This is a genomic window from Acetobacter sp. (assembly GCF_047721705.1).
GTDB lineage: Bacteria > Pseudomonadota > Alphaproteobacteria > Acetobacterales > Acetobacteraceae > Acetobacter.
Window position 1 is genome coordinate 1 of record NZ_JBDNXK010000067.1, and the last position, 17,313, is coordinate 17,313.

Annotated in this window: 23 protein-coding genes; 22 read left to right on the top strand and 1 reads right to left on the bottom strand. The window is 56.0% G+C overall.

Annotated elements, in window-relative coordinates; all coding sequences use genetic code 11:
• Positions 1-133: 133 nt before the first annotated feature.
• The 22 genes from ABF824_RS11545 to ABF824_RS11650 all read left to right on the top strand — a co-directional run bounded on the left by ABF824_RS11545 (position 134) and on the right by ABF824_RS11650 (position 17,077).
• Positions 134-352 carry a hypothetical protein gene (locus ABF824_RS11545; RefSeq protein ID WP_415489150.1) on the top strand — a complete coding sequence of 73 codons (219 nt, stop codon included), beginning with the start codon at positions 134-136 and terminating at the stop codon, positions 350-352.
• A 262-nt stretch (positions 353-614) separates the two neighbouring features.
• Positions 615-1,136, top strand: a complete 522-nt coding sequence (locus tag ABF824_RS11550; RefSeq protein WP_415489152.1) for a hypothetical protein — start codon at positions 615-617, stop codon at positions 1,134-1,136.
• Positions 1,137-1,205: 69 nt separating this feature from the next.
• Positions 1,206-1,646 carry a hypothetical protein gene (locus ABF824_RS11555; RefSeq protein WP_415489154.1) on the top strand — a complete coding sequence of 147 codons (441 nt, stop codon included), beginning with the start codon at positions 1,206-1,208 and terminating at the stop codon, positions 1,644-1,646.
• A complete protein-coding gene (locus tag ABF824_RS11560; protein WP_415489156.1) occupies positions 1,627-2,847 on the top strand; it encodes a PBSX family phage terminase large subunit in 1,221 nt (406 codons plus the stop codon). Before ABF824_RS11555 ends, ABF824_RS11560 begins: the two co-directional genes overlap by 20 nt.
• Positions 2,844-4,451 carry a DUF1073 domain-containing protein gene (locus ABF824_RS11565; RefSeq protein ID WP_415489158.1) on the top strand — a complete coding sequence of 536 codons (1,608 nt, stop codon included), beginning with the start codon at positions 2,844-2,846 and terminating at the stop codon, positions 4,449-4,451. The genes ABF824_RS11560 and ABF824_RS11565 overlap by 4 nt, the downstream gene beginning before the upstream one ends.
• Positions 4,451-5,257 (top strand): phage minor head protein, encoded by an 807-nt coding sequence (locus ABF824_RS11570; RefSeq protein ID WP_415489160.1) that lies wholly within the window; start codon positions 4,451-4,453, stop codon positions 5,255-5,257. The genes ABF824_RS11565 and ABF824_RS11570 overlap by 1 nt, the downstream gene beginning before the upstream one ends.
• 2 nt (positions 5,258-5,259) lie before the next feature.
• The gene (locus tag ABF824_RS11575) at positions 5,260-6,423 is read left to right on the top strand and encodes a DUF2213 domain-containing protein (protein WP_415489162.1); all 1,164 of its coding nucleotides are present in this window, start codon (positions 5,260-5,262) and stop codon (positions 6,421-6,423) included.
• A 12-nt stretch (positions 6,424-6,435) separates the two neighbouring features.
• A complete protein-coding gene (locus tag ABF824_RS11580; RefSeq protein ID WP_415489164.1) occupies positions 6,436-6,948 on the top strand; it encodes a hypothetical protein in 513 nt (170 codons plus the stop codon).
• Complete coding sequence (locus ABF824_RS11585) at positions 6,948-7,991, top strand: hypothetical protein (protein WP_415489166.1); 1,044 nt, start codon at positions 6,948-6,950, stop codon at positions 7,989-7,991. Before ABF824_RS11580 ends, ABF824_RS11585 begins: the two co-directional genes overlap by 1 nt.
• A 2-nt stretch (positions 7,992-7,993) precedes the next feature.
• Entirely contained in the window at positions 7,994-8,419 is a 426-nt protein-coding gene (locus ABF824_RS11590) for a hypothetical protein (protein WP_415489168.1), read from the top strand.
• Complete coding sequence (locus ABF824_RS11595) at positions 8,419-8,862, top strand: DUF4054 domain-containing protein (RefSeq protein WP_415489170.1); 444 nt, start codon at positions 8,419-8,421, stop codon at positions 8,860-8,862. Before ABF824_RS11590 ends, ABF824_RS11595 begins: the two co-directional genes overlap by 1 nt.
• Positions 8,859-9,389 (top strand): hypothetical protein, encoded by a 531-nt coding sequence (locus ABF824_RS11600; protein WP_415489172.1) that lies wholly within the window; start codon positions 8,859-8,861, stop codon positions 9,387-9,389. Before ABF824_RS11595 ends, ABF824_RS11600 begins: the two co-directional genes overlap by 4 nt.
• Positions 9,382-9,765, top strand: coding sequence for a hypothetical protein (locus tag ABF824_RS11605; protein WP_415489174.1), 384 nt, complete (start codon positions 9,382-9,384; stop codon positions 9,763-9,765). The genes ABF824_RS11600 and ABF824_RS11605 overlap by 8 nt, the downstream gene beginning before the upstream one ends.
• Positions 9,720-10,277, top strand: coding sequence for an LIC_12616 family protein (locus ABF824_RS11610; protein ID WP_415489176.1), 558 nt, complete (start codon positions 9,720-9,722; stop codon positions 10,275-10,277). Before ABF824_RS11605 ends, ABF824_RS11610 begins: the two co-directional genes overlap by 46 nt.
• A gap of 3 nt (positions 10,278-10,280) precedes the next feature.
• Positions 10,281-11,507: a DUF3383 family protein gene (locus ABF824_RS11615; RefSeq protein WP_415489178.1), complete on the top strand. Its 1,227-nt coding sequence runs from the start codon at positions 10,281-10,283 to the stop codon at positions 11,505-11,507.
• Between the two features lie 2 nt (positions 11,508-11,509).
• Positions 11,510-11,944 (top strand): phage tail fiber protein, encoded by a 435-nt coding sequence (locus tag ABF824_RS11620; protein ID WP_415489180.1) that lies wholly within the window; start codon positions 11,510-11,512, stop codon positions 11,942-11,944.
• A complete protein-coding gene (locus ABF824_RS11625; protein ID WP_415489182.1) occupies positions 11,944-12,417 on the top strand; it encodes a hypothetical protein in 474 nt (157 codons plus the stop codon). The genes ABF824_RS11620 and ABF824_RS11625 overlap by 1 nt, the downstream gene beginning before the upstream one ends.
• Before the next feature lie 127 nt (positions 12,418-12,544).
• Positions 12,545-14,509, top strand: a complete 1,965-nt coding sequence (locus ABF824_RS11630) for a hypothetical protein (protein WP_415489184.1) — start codon at positions 12,545-12,547, stop codon at positions 14,507-14,509.
• Positions 14,510-14,550: 41 nt separating this feature from the next.
• Positions 14,551-15,219 carry a hypothetical protein gene (locus tag ABF824_RS11635; RefSeq protein ID WP_415489186.1) on the top strand — a complete coding sequence of 223 codons (669 nt, stop codon included), beginning with the start codon at positions 14,551-14,553 and terminating at the stop codon, positions 15,217-15,219.
• On the top strand, positions 15,219-15,521 hold the full coding sequence (locus ABF824_RS11640) for a phage baseplate plug protein (protein ID WP_415489188.1): 303 nt from the start codon (positions 15,219-15,221) through the stop codon (positions 15,519-15,521). The genes ABF824_RS11635 and ABF824_RS11640 overlap by 1 nt, the downstream gene beginning before the upstream one ends.
• Positions 15,514-16,458 (top strand): baseplate hub protein, encoded by a 945-nt coding sequence (locus ABF824_RS11645; RefSeq protein WP_415489190.1) that lies wholly within the window; start codon positions 15,514-15,516, stop codon positions 16,456-16,458. The genes ABF824_RS11640 and ABF824_RS11645 overlap by 8 nt, the downstream gene beginning before the upstream one ends.
• Positions 16,448-17,077: a baseplate assembly protein gene (locus ABF824_RS11650; RefSeq protein ID WP_415489192.1), complete on the top strand. Its 630-nt coding sequence runs from the start codon at positions 16,448-16,450 to the stop codon at positions 17,075-17,077. Before ABF824_RS11645 ends, ABF824_RS11650 begins: the two co-directional genes overlap by 11 nt.
• Here ABF824_RS11650 and ABF824_RS11655 read toward each other — a convergent pair.
• Positions 17,078-17,313 (bottom strand): superinfection immunity protein (locus ABF824_RS11655; protein ID WP_415489193.1); only part of this gene is annotated, 236 nt, incomplete at its 5' end.

Below are 17,313 nucleotides of genomic sequence, written 5' to 3' on the forward strand. Positions count from 1 at the left end.
TGCGGATGCGGGTTTTGCGTGGGGCTCTCTGCCAACGATCTGCATGGATCATGGCTATGGGCCACAATTTGGATGGCCGCCACATCGCTGGCCTGTGTGATTCGGCAGGTGAACCGATGAGGGCGTCAGCAGCATGACCGAAAACAGTACCCAAGCCGGAAACGACATGGTACGATCGGGGATGACCGACGACACATGGCCGAACAACGCCCACACGGCGAACGCAGGCATCATGGCCCAGCCGCGTGACTGGAACGTAGCGTGTGCCGTGGCGCAGGCCCGCATGGGTGTCGCGCTTACCGAGGGGCAGCGGGAAATCGTGGAGCGGGCGAAGGACGCGCGTTCGGTATGATCCGCTTCCCATCACGCACAATCCGAGAAATGGTGCGGCGCTTTGCACCGTTGGGCTGGACTGCCCAAGTGGCACGTAGCGGGCACATACGATGGAAACACAAGACGGGCGCTCTGTATTTCTCGTCCGCGACGCCAAGTGACTGGCGCGTGGCGCGGAATATCGAAGCGGGGCTCAGAAAAGCGGTGAGGGTTTAATGGTGGCAAAGAAGCGCAGGTTCGTGGTCCGCCATGCTGAAGATAACGAGCCAACGCCGGAGAGGATGGCGAAGTCGCTCTTCGAAAAAGGAGTGCCGCCGCGTGTGCTGACGACAGTCACGGCAATGCTGCGGTCTGGCGATATCACACAGGAGGAAGCCGATGCTGGAGAGCGATGGTATCGCGATTATCAATTGGCCTATCTCACAGGATACACGCTCAGCCGTCTTGGTCAGGACAACACATACGAAGCTCCGCCAGAAGGGCACGATCCAAACACACTCCGTCTGAAGCATGATGCTGTGTCGTTCAGCGTGGTGCGCGCTGAAGCGGCAGTGCGGATAAGCGAGATCCGGTGCAGGCTCGGAATGTGTGGCCACCAGCGGCTGAAGATGATGCTGGTCGATGAGATGAGTTTTAGCGATATGGGGGCAATTATTTTCCCCAGAGCAGCTAGAACTAATGCGATTACGAGCATTAAATCGCAATGCTCAATGGTGCTTCTACAATTGGCTGAATCTTATCGCGAGAAAGCAAAATCCTCTCGTGAGAAAATAGGCTTGTCTGTTTATACAGAATGTGCTTGATTCCCCTAACATCGCAGAAATTGTGCAAGCCATCCTATGGGGTGGCTTTTTCTATTTGGAGGATTGGAGATGGCCGGGAAGAAGCCGGTCAAAACGATCAAGCGTTGTGATGATATTTCGGCAGTATGGGATGATATCCTGTGCCTTCTTGAAGAAGGTAAGACGCTTCGTGAGATTTCCGAAGTTGAGGGTATGCCTAGCTGGGAAGGTTTGCGGAAGTTTATCCGTAATGATCCCGGCAGAGTTGCACAATACGCACACGCGCGCGAGACCGGGGCAGAGGCTTTAGAGGCTGAAATGCTTCTTGCTGCGCGTTCTGCTGGTCCCGAGGACGCGGCGGCAAAACGATTGCATGTTGATGCGCTCAAATGGGTCATGTCAAAGCGTGCCCCGAAAGTCTACGGCGACAAGATCACGCAGGAGCACACGGGCCCAGGCGGAAAAGACCTCCCAGCTCCAACGCTCGTAATCTCCACCTATCAAAAACCAGATGACACAGACACGGATTGAGATTCCGCCTGCGTTTGGCGACTTCGGGCATCCTTATCGTTATCGCGTTTGGTATGGTGGGCGTGGATCGTCGAAGTCGTGGACTGTTGCGCGTGTTCTGATAGCACTCGCAGCATCGCGCCCCGTTCGCGTTCTATGCGTCCGAGAGTTCCAGAACAGCATTAACGATTCAGTTAAGCGCCTGCTGGCTGACCAGATCGAAGGCCTTGGCCTTTCGCAATGGTTCAAGGTGCAGGAGACCAGCATATCGTCATCGTGTGGATCGGAGTTTCTGTTTAAGGGCCTCGCTCGCAACATCCAAGGGATTAAATCGACTGAAGGTGTCGATATATGCTGGGTGGAAGAAGGACAGACCGTAAGCCAGTCATCTCTCGATATCCTGATACCGACGATCCGAAAGGAAGGGTCAGAGATATGGTTTACCTACAACCCGGAGCATGACGACGACCCCATGCACCGCCTGATGCGGATGCTGGAAAATGAAAGCAACGCGCTTGTCCGAAAGGTGGGGTGGCAGGATAACCCGTGGTTCCCTGATGAACTGAATGCTGAGCGCCAACTGCTTCTTAGGCATGATCCTGAAGCATACGAACACGTATGGGAAGGCGAATGTCGGACGATCAGTGAAGCGGTTGTATTCCGCCACCGAGTCTCCTTCGATCCATTCGACACTCCGCATGATGCGCGTTTTTACTACGGTGCCGACTGGGGGTTTTCGCAAGACCCTACGGCATTGGTCCGGGCATTCATCACTGACGATGTTCTCTATGTCGATCAGGAGGCGTTCGGATATGGCGTCGAAATGGATGAGCTGCCGCGCCTGTTCGACACGGTGCCCGGATCACGAGACTGGCCGATACTGGCTGATTGCGCTAGACCCGAGACGATCAGCTATATGGCGAACCGTCATCACTTCCGCATCATGGCAGCCGAGAAGTGGCCGGGTAGCGTTGAAGATGGTGTCGAGCGCCTAAAGGCATTTCGCAAGATCGTAATTCATCCGCGATGCAAGAATGTCGCTAAAGAGTTCCGCATGTATTCGTACAAGGTGGACCCACGCGACAGCAGGATTATCCTTCCGAAGCTGGAAGATAAGTGGAACCACGGGATTGATGCGCTTCGGTATGCGCTCGCTCCGTTGATCCAGAATCGCCGAAAAATGCCCTCTTTCGCCAACTATAGATCACAAGGCCGTAGATGAAAAACTGGTTCGCGCGCAAACGGGAGCGTCGGACGCCTCCTGTTCGTGTCGAGCCGGTCGCTCCCCAGAAGCAAACGCCACGCATGAATATACGCGCGTTTCGCCGTGATGCTGTGTCTGCACCCCCGGACATGGCGTCGGTCCTGTCGCCCTATACGCCGCCGAAAGGTATTGTGGGTGATAGTTCAGGCGGTATGGCTCAGGATGGCGCGCTATGCGGATCAACGTCTGATCTTGCCGAATTCGCGGGCGGCTATCCCCAGATTGCTGCCAATTATTTCGCCGATGGACTGGCGTTCCTTGGCTATCCGCAGCTTGCTCAAATGGCGCAGCGCGCGGAGTTCCGGAAGCCGTGTCAGGTCATCTCGAAGGAATGTGTGCGGGAGTGGATCAAGTTCCGATCTGACAAGCAGGGCAATGACCCCGCCGAAAACGATAGCGCCGCCGAAAAGATCAAGCAGGTCGAGGCAGAATTTATCCGCCTCAATGTGCGCCGCGTTGTCCAGAAGCACATCTACCACGGCCTTACGTATGGCCTTGGCCATATCTGGATCGGCATCAAGGGCGCTTCCCCTACATCTGAAGCGCAGAGTATCCCACTCGTCATCGGCCCGAACGGCATGAAGAAAGGATCGCTCGAACGTCTGAAAAACATCGAGCCTATCTGGACAACACCGAACCGATACAGTTCCGACAATGTACTGGCTGAGGATTTCTATCAGGCCACCTCGTGGTGGGCGCTCGGCGTTGAAATTCATTCATCGCGGCTGCTGACGACGGTTCCTTTCCCGGTGTCGCAAATTCTGGCGCCAGCGTTCAATTTTGGCGGCCAGTCTCTGACGCAGTTGCTTCAGGCCTACGTCCACAACTACCTTGGCACGCGCAATTCAACGGCGAACATCGTCCGCAATTTTTCGAAAATTGTCCTGAAAACGGATATGACCGGGAATATGCAGGCGGATATGCCGGGTCAGCCGATGCCATATGGCGACGTGGACATGCAGTCCGTTCAGGGGCGTGCTGCTTTCATGCAGGACACCGCTGACGGACAGTCGGCTATCGTTGTGGATAAAGAACGCGAGGATGCTGCGATCATCGCCACGCCGCTGAGCGGTCTGGACTCGTTACAGGCGCAGAGCATGGAGGCGCAGGCGTCCATCCCCGGAATCCCGCTCGTCAAGCTGTTCGGCATCCAGCCAACGGGCCTGAACGCCTCGTCTGATGGTGAAATCCGTGTCTTCTACGACGAAATTTCATCCTATCAGGAAGAGAATGTGCGCCCGGTCGTGCAGACGATCTTTGAGGCCGTACAGATCCATCTATGGGGCGAAATTGATCCTGATCTGTCATTCGAGTTCGTGCCGCTCTGGCAGATGGACGAGAAGCAGATCGCTGAAATCGAGAAGATCAAGGCGGATCAGGACGCAGTTCTCGTGCAGGCCGGTATTGTGTCGCCAGAAGAGGCTCGCGAACGGCAGGCCGCGGACCCGCAGAGCAACTATCGCAACGTCGATCTGACTGGTCCACCACCCGATCCGCCTGACCCAGAGGTTGACGGCGAAGGTCTGGAAGGGCTGCTGAAGCGTGGAGAGGAGGAAGAATAGTGCCTCTCACATGCCAGTCAGCCCAAGGAAAGCGGATAGCCCCTGTCCGGGCCAACGCTGGCATCGAGGCGAAATACTATCGCGCCATGCGGGAACTGCTGGAGCGCATGCACAACGAGGTCATCCGTGATCTTGCCAAAGCATACGCCAAGGCAGAACCGCAGATAGCGCAGGATGCGTCGCCGATAGCCGATATGGTCAGCATCATGGACGGCCTGACAAAGCGCTGGCGCAAGCGGTTTAGCGATGACGCTCAGGGGATCGCGCAGCAGTTCGCCAAGTCAGCACAGGGGCACGCGCAACGGGCATTTCAGAGCGAATTGAAGCGGAACGGCTTCACGGTTCAGTTCAAGCCTACGGAGCGTGTGCAGGATATTCTCAGGCGCTCGATCGCTGAGAATGTGAACCTCATCACTGGCATGAGTTCTGATTATCTCAAAGGGATTGAGACTGCCGTGAATATGTCCGTGATGAACGGGCGCGACCTCAAGAGCCTGAGTGATACTCTTCAGGAGCAGTATGGCGTCAGCAAGCGACGTGCCGCGCTGATAGCCAGAGACCAGAACGCTAAGGCCACGTCAGCAATCAACAGAACGCGGCAGCTTGAGCTTGGGATGACTGAAGCGATCTGGGTTCATTCGGCTGGTGGAAAGCACCCGCGTCCGAGCCACGTAAAAGCGGGGCGCGATAAGCTGAGATACAAGCTGGACAAAGGTGCATATATCGACGGTGAGTGGATACACCCCGGAGAGTGCATTAACTGCCGATGTGTTTCGTCACCGATTATTCCGGGATTTGACGACTAGAAATGACTGATAAACTGGCCTTCGACCGCTCGGTGCGACGCATCGACGCGGACGGACACCTGCACGTTGAGCGCTGCGTCATCAGCGCTGCGGTGGTGTCGCCCTACTATGGCAGAGAAATACCAGGGGCGGAAGCGCTGGGTCTGGACCCAGGCACGATCTATTGGCTCTACCGTGATGCTGATGCATTGCGCGAAGCGGCCCCGAGTATGAACGGGAAGCCGATTATCGAAGTTCATCAGCCGATCAGCGCTGACGAGCATCCGAAAGAAATAACCGTCGGCTCAGTCAACAACGTCCGCTTCGAAGATCCTGATCTCGTGGGAGAGTTGTCCATCTGGGATGGTGACGCGATCAAGCGGATCGAGGATGGGTCAAAGCGCTGCGTCTCGTCCGGTTACGCCTACACGGCTGTTCCGGAAGAAGGTGAGATCGGCGGCCAGAAATACACGCTCAAGATGGTCGATATTCGCTTCAATCATCTTGCGCTTGTCGAAAATCCCCGCGTGCAGACTGCCATCATTGGCGATGCCGCACCCATCACATTGGAGAACAAAAGCATGGCTGTTCGCAAGCCCATGACAGTAGCGGGCCGCATTGCGGCAGCTTTGAAGGATGGCCGCCTCGGCATGGATGCATCAGAAGAGGATGTGAAGAAATGCATGGATGAGGACGAGACCGAAGAAGAGAAGAAGGCCCGCGAGGACGCTGAGAAGAAAGCGGCTGACGAAGAGGCGGCGAAGGAAGAAGAGGCCAAGAAAAAGGCCGAGGATTCTGACGACGATGAAGATGATGACCAGGCCGAGGATAGTGACGAAGACGACGACAAGAAAGACGAGAAGAAAGGCATGGACGCCGCTTCCGTAAAACTTGCGATTGATGCCGCTGTCGCCAAAGAGCGTAAGCGCAACCGTCTCGCTCAAGATGCCCGCGAAGCCGTGCGCCCTCTCGTCGGCGATGTTGTTGGCATGGATAATGCCCCGGACATCTATCGCTACGCTCTGAAAAGCGTCGGTGTGGATGCAACTGCGGTCGACCCGTCTGCTCTGCCAGCCATGGTGCAGATGGCTCTTTCGTCCCGCGCTCCAAAGCCTCGCGTGGCGATGGATGGAGCGCCTGACAGTGATTCCCCTCTGGCGGGCGTTTCCGCTCGTCGTAAAGCGTAAGGAGCGGCCCAGATGGGTTTCCCCAAGAAGATCAATTACAGTTGGACGATGGGATTTCTGGGCGCCATTGCGTCAGCCAATCCACGGCGCTCCGCCATTCCCGGGCCTCTCGGATTCCGCGCAGGGGCAGCAGGCGTAACCGTCGGCGCATTTGGGTGGGTGCAAGCCGATGGCGTGACCGTCCTGAATAAGCCCGTTGGCTCAGAAGCTCCCACAGGTTTCGTTCTCCGCGATCAGACCGGCCTGATCACCGAGTATCTCGGCGAAAGCACGATGACGCTGATCGATGGCTGGAACGTGCAGCTTATGACTGGTGGAGATTACTTCGCTGTGTCTAGCACGGCAGCGACACCGGGGCAGGCTGTCTACGCATCAACGACGGATGGCAGCATCGCAACTGGTGCCGCTGGGACAACTCCGAGCGGACATGTCGCCACAGGCTTCGTCGTCACGCAAGGCGGGGCAGCGGGCGCGATAATCATCATTTCTGGCGCAGTTGCGCCTATCTCTGGGAGCAACGAATAATGGCGACCTTCCGCAAAGATGCGGCCCGTCTCGCTCAGGACTGGGGCATAAATCTACCCGGTGTGACGCACTATGTGGGTGAACGCGGCAACGCCTACGACGCTGCGCCAGTGTTTTCCGCCGTCACCGCGCCGAACAGTGGCGTCCCTGCCGTCATCAACACGATGGTGGACCCGCAGCTGATCCGGCAGCTTATCACGCCGGTTAAGTCTGAGGAGATTTACGGCTCCGAGAAGAAGGGTGACCGCCGGTTCAAAACGGTCATGTTTCCGGTCATCGAATCATCTGGCTATGCTGTCGCGTATGGTGACTACGAGCAGGCTGGAGATTCCAGTTCAAACGCCAACTGGGTGAACCGCCAGTCATTCTCCTTCCAGACTTGGGCCAAATACGGCGATCTGGAAGCCGAAATGATGGGTATGGGAAACATCGACTGGATCGCTGAGCAGCGCACCGCTGGGTCTTCAGTTCTCGCCAAGCAGGCCAATCTCATCAATCTGTATGGCGTCAGTGGCCTTGAGAACTACGGCGCCCTGAATGATCCGGAACTTCCGGCTGCCATCACTGCGTCTGTGAAAACCGGCACAAACACCTCATGGCTCAGCACGAGCGATCCGAACGCGGTCTACACTGATTTCGTGGATCTATTCGCCGCCCTCAACAAAGCCATGATGGGTAACATCGACAATGAGACGCGGGTCAAGGCCGTGATCCCGTCCGAATTGTCGCCGGTCATGACCTACACCAACAGCTTCGGCATTACACTCGAGGACATGCTGAAGAAGTCGTGGCCGAATATGGAGCGAGTATTCCTGCCTGAGGCGGGCGTCACCATGTCTGGCGGCTACCAGAGCGCGAACGTCATGCAGATGTTTGTTCCTGAAGTGGACGGCGTTGAGACCGTCACCACTTCGTTCACTGAGCGTCTGACTATGCACCGTCTCGAGCAGTATTCCACCAATGCGCGGCAGAAAATGTCTCGTGGTGGATGGGGCACGATCTGGAAGCGTCCAATGGCTGTTGCACAAATGGTGGGTATTTAATCATGGCTGACACCGTAACCGTTTGCTGCCGTCTGCCTCACGGGCTGCGCCTGCGCCTTACTCCTGAGGGAGACGTGGCGCGCCGCGCTGCACTGAGTAAGGCTGGAACCCCGGATCGTAGCCCTACCGGATACGTGAAGGAGGTAGTGATCAACGGCGCAAATCGTGCTCCGAACTATCACCCCAAGGATAACGTGATGCTGGGGTGTGTTGGCCGCACACAGGTTGAAAAGTCCTTTTGGGATGCGTGGCTCGCTCAGCATAAGGACAGCGATCTGGTGAAGAACCACTGTGTCTTTGCAGAACTGACAGAGGCGAAGGCTGATGCGAAATCTTCTGAGTTATCTCAGGAAAAGACCGGCTTTGAGCCTATCGACCCTGCGGAACTAAAGAAGAAGGGTATCGAAGCTGCTGAGGCTTCCGCCTGATGAGTGACGCGACCACGCCATGTCCGGGCGTTGCCACGTTCGATTACAATGTGTGGTCGCAGCGCTATCCCGCATTGGCCTGTAATGTGGGTGAGGATCTGGCCGAGTCTTATTTCGATGAGGCTGGTCTGTATCTGAACAACACGCCCATGAGCATCGTGCGGGATGTGCGCAAGCGCGCAGTCCTGCTCGGGATGCTTGTGGCGCATCTGGCTACGCTCAATCTGCCAACGTCGCAGGGTGGATTGGGCGGTGCTGTTGGGCGTGTAGCATCAGCATCTCGTGGGAGTGTCTCTATATCTACGGATTTGGGGCCACAGACCGCAGATGCCGGATGGTTTAACCAGACGCAGTATGGTGCGGCATTCTGGGTGGCAACGCGGTATCTCCGGCAGATGTCGTTCGTGTCCGGTCGATCACCGAGACCACGCATATGGCCATGAAATCCACTGGAGGGCCCGGCTGGAAGGCTGCTATCGCTCAGCTACGGAAGAAAGTCGAACAAGGCGCGCACACCAACGTCGGGTTCTTAGAAGGCGAGACCTATCCAGACGGAACGCCGGTCGCACAAGTCGCCGCATGGAACGAATTCGGTAACAAGACGGCGCCCCCGCGTCCGTTCATGCGGAACACGATCGCGCACAACAAGGACAAGTGGCCCAAAATGCTGGCTGCAGCCCTGAAAGCGTCCGACTTCGATGTTGAGAAGGCGCTCGGCATGTGTGGGGAGAAGATGGCTTCTCAGATGCGCGAAGAAATCGTCGCTATGGATGCGCCCCCCAATCGGCCCCTGACCAATCTTCTGAAGGATCGCTTCCCAACTGGCGACTATACAAAAGACGACTTTCTTAAAGCCGTTACTGATTTGGAGGCAGGGGAAACGGGGCCTGCGGGTAAGCCTCTCGTATGGTCGGGGCAAACGCTGCGATCAGTGACTTCTGAGGTGAAGAAAGGGTCAGGAGGTGATTGATGTTTTTGGCCTCGCCATTCCGATGTGCGCGAATGTGAACCCTCATACGCAAGCTGCAATCAGGGTTAGCACAGGCAATTTTGAGAACGCAGACGGATCGCCAAACACGCAATACCAGACAGTATTTGTTGATATTGAGGTGCAGGCTGTCAGTTCGGCAGACCTGAAGCAGATAGAGAACATCAATCAGCAGGAAGATATGCGCTCCGTATATCTGTTCGGAGCGGCAAAGGCGCTGAACCGTCCTTTGCAAATTGGTGGAGATATCCTGACATTTTACGGCTCTGACTGGCTCATCGCGCAGCAGTTGGAGGAATGGGGTAACGGGGAATGGTCAAAGGTTCTCGTGGTTCGGCAACTCCCCTCTACGTCGTAACGCCAACCGAAAAAGACATCTACACGGCCATGCGGGCATGGCTCTTGTCCATTCTTCCTGACTGTATGCGCGTAATTCAAGGACAACAGAACCGCGCTGCTGCACCTCTCGATCCGTTCGCCGTCATGACGATTATTGCACGAGATCGCATCGCAACGAATGGATGGTCCTACACTGATACCACGCGTGTGGTGGAAGAGCAGGTCAAACTGACCATGCAGGTCAGTGTGTTCGGTCAGGCGTCCAGCAATCAGATGCAGCTGATCACAGCCCTATGGCGAGATATGGAAGCCGTCGATTATTTCCGCGCGCAGCCAATCCCTATCACACCGCTCTACACCTCTTCGACGCGGCAACTCGGATTCATAAATGGCGAGCGCCAGTATGAGGATTGCTGGTCTGTCGATCTGACGATGCAGGTCAATCTGACCGTATCTGTTCCCCAGCAATTCGCAGATTCCCTCTCGGTCGATCTGATCGAGGTCGATACATCCTATCCAGAACAGGAGTAAGCCGTGAGCGGCATACCTATTACGCAAGTCGTGTCCGTGACGCCAGGTGTCTTGTCTCCGGCTGGGGGCCTCGACAATCTCGTTGGATTGATCCTCACAACGAACGCTTCAGCGGTGCCGGCAGGAGAGGTTAAATCGTTTTCTTCTCTAGCGTCCGTGGCTGTCGCTTTTGGCTCTGATTCCACCGAGTATGCGATGGCAGCGGTTTACTTCAGCGGCCATGAAACGGCGGCCATGACGCCATCCACACTTCTGTTTGGTGGCTTCTCCGGGGCAGTGTCATCGGGCGGCAATGTCACGATGAACGGATCTCAGGTCACGCTCGGAGGTGATGCAGTGACTATGGGTGATACGACTGTTTCATCTCAGTTGACGGATATCTTGCAGGCCAACGGAGGTTGGCATGGCCTGAGCTTGGCATTCGAACCTACACTTGCCCAGAAGCAGGAAATTGCAACATGGATCGCGGAGCAGTCTCTCACCATCTGGGGAGTGATCTGGGATACGGATCCCAATGCCTTGTCCACGTCAGCCGGGGCATCCAGTTTTGGAGGATGGCTGTCCGCGCAAGGGCTTGATGGCATCACAGCAGTCTATAAAGACCCCGCCGCTGCGGCACTGGCTCTGGCATGGATGGCATGCCTGTCATTCAATACGACCAATGGGCGGCAAGCGCTGGCGTTCATGCGGAATAGCCTCGTGACGCCGAGTGTCACGGATGGCGTGACGGCGAATACCCTTCTCTCCAATGGATACAGCTTCTATGGCCAGTACGCGAACGGCGGGGACCAGTTTGAGTTCCTGCGTGATGGCGCGGTTTCGGGTCGCTTCCTATGGGCCGATAGTTACATCAATCAGATTTGGCTCAACAGCAATCTGACCAGCGATCTCATCAATCTGCTATTGAACAACGGGAATATTCCCTACAACACGCAGGGAGACACGCTGGTTGAAAACGCGCTGCAGGATACCTTCTCGCAAGCGCTTTCGTTTGGCGCGTTCCGTACGGGGGTGAACCTGTCCACCTCTCAGAAGCAGCAGATCAACAATGCGGCCGGCAATGCGACGGCAGCAGATACAGTGATCACGCAGGGTTATTACTTGAAGCCCAATATATCGACGGCATCGTCCTCTCTACGCATCAAGCGCCAGACACCGCCGTGCCAGCTTTGGTACGCAGATGGTCAGAGCGTGCAGTCCATCCAACTCAATAGCGTCGAGGTGCAGTAATCATGGGACTTGATATTACCTCGGCCAATGCGATCTTCACGATTACCGTGCCGAGCCTTTATAACGCCCCGGTCACACTCCAGAACTTTGGTGCCTCCCGTGCATGGGACATCGAAAATCAGGAGATGGGCGTCGGGTCTATGTCGCTTGACGGCTATTACAATGCTGGCTTCCGATATGCTCCGGTGCAGCAGACGATTACCCTCTCAGCATCAAGCGATAGTGTCGTCGTGTTTGAGGCGATCATTTCGGCTCAGATAGCGAATGCCTCTCTATACCGCCTGAATGGCATGATCACGCTTACGGCAACCGGGCGCAAATACACGCTGACCAATGGCTTGTTCCTGACCGGTTCTATGCTGCCGAGTGCAGAGGAAACTCTGGCTGAGCGGACGTTTCAGGTGAATTGGGGCCGCGTGCTCCCGGCGGGTATCTGATGGCTATTCTTGAGAAAGTCGTCACTGTTCCGATGGACGGTGACGATAAGGGGAAGGTGTTCGTCATCACGCGCATGAATGCCTTCGCCGCGGATAAATGGGGGCGCCACGTGATGCAGGCGGCGATCAGTTCTGGAGCTGATCTTGCTGGCCTGAACGCCGATGATGGCCTTGCTGGCGTAGCCGCTGCCGGGATCAACATCTTCGGGATCATGGACCCGACCAAAACTGACGTTCTTCTCGACCAACTGATGAAGTGCATCACGGTCCAGCCCGACCCGAACAATGCAGCTATCCGGCGACCACTTCATGAAACCGACATCGTTGAAATCGAGACGGTAGGCTGGCTGCAAAAGGAGGCGTTTTCTCTCCATGTGGGTTTTTTCAAGGGCGTAAGCCGGTTGTTCTCCCTTCTCTACCTCATGTTGGGAACGCCGGACCAAAGCGCCCAATCGCCCGAACCCCGAACATAAGCGATGGTGTCGCCCTCGTTGTGAGCGAGGGGGTCGCCACACTGCATGAATTGCAGACAATCTACGACAGCGAGGGGTTTCTCGATCTGCTGGAGATAGCAATCGTGAAACGGTTCAACGGCACATAATGGCAACCATCATTGATTCTCTCGTTGTCCAGCTTGGTTTGGATGCGAAAGGTCTGGCCAAAGGCGGCAAGCAGGCAACGGGCACGCTTGCCAATCTGGATAAGGGAGCCAAAGGCCTCGATGTCACTTTTGGCAAGATGGGCCACTCGGCATCTGATGCGTTCTCCAAGGCCCGCAATCAGGCGGTTGCATTCCTTGCCGTCCTGACGGCAGGGCGTGGCCTCAAAGATTTCATTTCCAGCACGACGAGCGCCAATGTCGCCGCCGGGAACATGGCCCGCAATCTGGGAACGTCCGTAAACAGCCTGACGGCATGGCAGAAGGCGGCGCAGGCCACAGGGGCAACGGCACAGGATGTGTCATCCTCTTTCGGTGCGCTCGTCTCGCAGTTCCAGACCGTGGAGGGGCGCCAGCATCTAGCCCAGACGTTCTCGCTTCTGCACGTCAATCTGACCAAGGCAAACGGTCAGATGCGTGAGATGGACGAGCTGATACCTGATCTGGCGCGATCAGCGCAGGCGCTTGGGCCGCAGCAGTTCTCTGCCATTGCCTCGCAGGCTGGTTTCTCTCAGGGGTTCATCAACTTTCTTGAGGAGGGGCCCGACAAGGTAAAGCGGCTCTACGATGCTCTGCGCCAGTATGCGCCGACCGAGCGTGACACGAAGGCTTCGGCGCAGCTTTATGAGGACTGGACGAAGCTGACCGCGCAGTCAGAAGCGTTCGGTCGCTCGATCATGACCGATCTTTCCCCCACAATGCATGAACTGATGGGCTGGCTCAGCGGTGTCGTGGACCGGAATCAGGCATGGCTTCGGCAGGACATATCCACCTACGTGAAGGAATTCGGTGACGCTGTACAGGCGATCGACTGGCGCGGCATCGGGAATGATCTGAAGTCGTGGGAGGAATATCTCAAATCCATAGACTGGCACGAGATTGGTGAGGACGTGAAAGCCTTTGCGTCTGGCGCCGATGATGCGGCTAAGGCCGTCGGTGGATGGAAGAATGTCGCGGAAGGCCTGTTCGCTCTTTGGATCGGCTCACGCTTCCTACAGGTTTTGGGGAACGTCCGCATGCTTTCCGCCGCTGCCGGTGTAGGCGGATCCGCTTTAGCGCGGCTGCTCGGTATAGGAGCCGCAGGTTTCGCTGCTCATGAAGGCGTTTCAGCGGTCGATCCCAACGACAAAGCAGGCACGTGGATTGATGACCACAGCATGGCTGCGTCTGAGTTTGATGACTGGACGGCGAGAAAGCTGGGCATCGGGCGCACATTCCGCCAGCAGGCCATGGCTTCTGCTGGGGTCCCTTACAAAGCGGGAGCAATTCTTTCCCAACTAGGCATCACGCAGGACCAATACGATACCTATGCGCGAACAGTGGCCGGGATAGAGAAGGCGCGTTACGATCAGATGGGGGGCGCTGGCGGAAAGTATGCCGGACGCTATCAGATGAGCCGGGGGGCAATCTCTGACGCAGCTGCATATCTGGGTGAGAGCAACCCATCGCAGGATCAGTTTCTGCACGACCCGCAGATGCAGGAGCGTTTCTTCGAGGCGTACAGCGCCCTGAACGCGAAGTATCTTTCGACTCACAGCGCGAAGTTCCGTGCGTCATCGAAAGCGCAGCAGCTTGCTGATATTGCCTATGCCCACAATCAGGGGGCAGGAGGCGCAGTCGGTTGGGTAAATTCCGGCCTTGTCGGTCGCGATGCATTTGGGACACCAGGGACACGCTATTCCGATGGGGTTCTATCGAACCTGAACGCGTCCCGTGCAGCGATCAGTGCGGCGTCCTCAGTAACGAACAACACGGGCGGCGATGTGCATGTGAGCGCGCCTGTCACCGTGAATGTGCCGCCCGGCAGCGACGCGAGGGCAACAGGTGCAGCAATCAAAACTGCCATCGCTGATACCTTCAATAGTCCGCAGATTTTGGCCCGGCTGGCGTCGAGAGGTGTGCAGTAATGTTCCCTGTCTCCATGCCTGCCGTTTGGGATATTCCATCCATGATGGGGGTGCCATCTCTTTTGGGAGCTGTCGAGGCGTCTGCTTCTTCTACCATTGGTGAAGTAGCTTCAGACTATCTCGTGATGCTCGCGGCCAAACAGTGGGGAATTTACACGACGGCGAATGCCCCCGTTCTCATTTCAGCGCATGTGGAATCCTATGGGGTTCGCGCGATGAGCGAGCTGCCGTTTGCGCCACAGGAAAACGGTGCATTTTCTTCCTATAACAAGGTCCGGCATCCGAACGATCATGAGATCACGCTGGTATGCGATGGATCCACGCCGGATATTGGCGTTGGTGAAGGTGCCGGGCAGCAGATCATCAACTATCTCAAGCAGGGCCGTCTCGGGCTGACAGATAGTGCTGCCGCCGTCCGCAAAAATTTCGTGGATACGCTGAATACGATTGCGGGGGATCTGAACCTCTACAATGTTACAATGCCAGAGCGGACCTACCTCAACGTAAATATCTTGGGATACGAAATATTCCGGTCAAATGAGAACGGTGGCGCTTCAATCGTTTTCGCTCGGGTTTTCCTGAAGGAGATAAAACTCGATACGATTGTCGCTACCGCTATCCCGACACAGGACCCACAGGGGGCATCGTTGCAGAATAGCGGCAACGTGCAGACGCAATCGGCCAATATAGTTGAGGGCAATATCTACTGATGGCCACAATTGTTCCCCTCAATGCCGTTTCCTATCAGTCCATCAAAACCACGCTTTCGGGCGTGTCGGTCCAGATCAACCTTCAGCAGCGCGGCACAGGACTGTATGCAACGATATGGCTGTCCGGGACCATGAAGTGCGCAGGCGTTCTATGTCAGGACCGGACGTGGCTTGTGCGCTATCCCTATCTCGGGTTCTCTGGCGATCTGGCGTTTGTCGATACGCAGGGGACCTCTGATCCGACGTATGATGGCCTTGGTGCGCGCTATCAACTGGTCTACGTTGAGGGACAGAATGTCTGATCTGGCGCGGCGTAAGGTCGAGGTGACGTTTACCTTCTACGGTGACGGGTCAACGGTCACGCTGAAGAACCATGCTGTGATCTGCGATATAGCGTCCGGGGGGCTAGAGTCCGGCGTGATGTGTCAGATACGCATCTACGGCATGTCCCTGAGCCGGATGAACCAGTTATCTACGTCCCAGACGGGGTTCATTGCTCAGACGCTCAACTCCATCACTGTTAAAGCCGGGGCAGAAGGGGAAGCACTGCGCCCAGTTTTTCAAGGCGATATTGTTCAAGCATTTGTGGATTTCTCAGGGGTTCCGGATGTAGCGTTCAATGTCACAGGCCTATCAATGGGGGCTATCAACGCCAAACCTGCGTCTCCTGTATCTTATCCTGATGGAGCGCGCGTGCAGGACATCATGGCAACGCTTGCCGTCAATGCTGGACTGATGTTCCACAATAATGGCGTGGATGCCGCTCTTCCCGGTTCGCTCTACTTTTCCGGGACTTGTACCGATCAGATCCGTGATTGCGCGAACGCAGCTCGCATTTCGTGGCTCGTCAGCATGAACACGCTTTCGATCTGGCCGCAGAACTTCGCTCTGCCGAGCGACATATCAGGATTGCCAGAGATCTCTGAAGCAACGGGAATGGTCGATTATCCCAGCTACTATGCTGGAGGCGTCAATGTGCAGACGTTTTTTAACCCGCTCATCAATTTCCGTGATGCTTTTAATCTCAAGAGCCAGTATTCGCCCGCATCCATGATCTCGAACTATGGTGTGCCGCTTGCCTCATCTGCCGGAGAAGTTGTGCGTCCGGCAACAGAGGGCGTGTGGATCGTGCAGAATGTGCGACACAGCATCGCGTCCGAAACTCTCGGCGGTCCGTGGTTCACAATGATCACAGCCAGCCGCTCCACCCAGACGGGAACATCCGACTTTGCCCGGTGACACAACTTACACACCCGTCCAGCGGCCAGAGGATTCGAACAACCATTTCGCCGCACTGAGCGCCATCGTTGCAACTGCCCTGTCTCGCGTCTCTGGGTCGACCTTGGTTCAGGTGAAATCCGTGAAAGGGGAAGGACTTAACCCTGTGGGATTTGTCGACGTGCAGATTATGGTACACCAGCAGGACGGGAACGGTGTCACTTATCCTCACGGTGTGATCCACAATATTCCTTATATCCGGCTTCAAGGGGGCTCGCGTGCATTTATCTGCGACCCCCAGCCGGGAGACATTGGCGTGATGCTGGTCTGCGAGCGGGATATATCCGGCGTGAAAAAGAACCGATCAGCATCTGGGCCCGGATCATTCAGGCAAAATGATTATGCAGATGGGATTTATATCGGCGGTCCTCTGAACGCTGCTCCTACGGAGTATTGCGGATGGATCGACGGTGACTTCCACGTAAAAACGACGGGGGCATTTATCGTGGATGCCGAAAGCATGGAGGTTAACTGCGGTATTAAGGCAACCGGCGATGTGGTCGCGGGGAGCATATCGCTTGATAGTCATACTCACGGTGGCGTGAAGGCGGGAACGGATACCACCGGAGGGCCGGAGTAATCACTGTCCGGACACAATACGCTGCATGGCTGCTATCCGAAGTTTATAGTCGCTCATTTTTTCGAATGAAAAAGCCATAACAATCGCTGCAATCCATCCAACGAATGTCCATCCCAAGAATACATTGACGACTGCAATAGCGGCTTTCCTTGACGAATCACGCGCATATGCAATGATGATTGGGAGAAAGTACATTACTATAATGGGAATTAAAAAAAATAAATACTGCCATATAG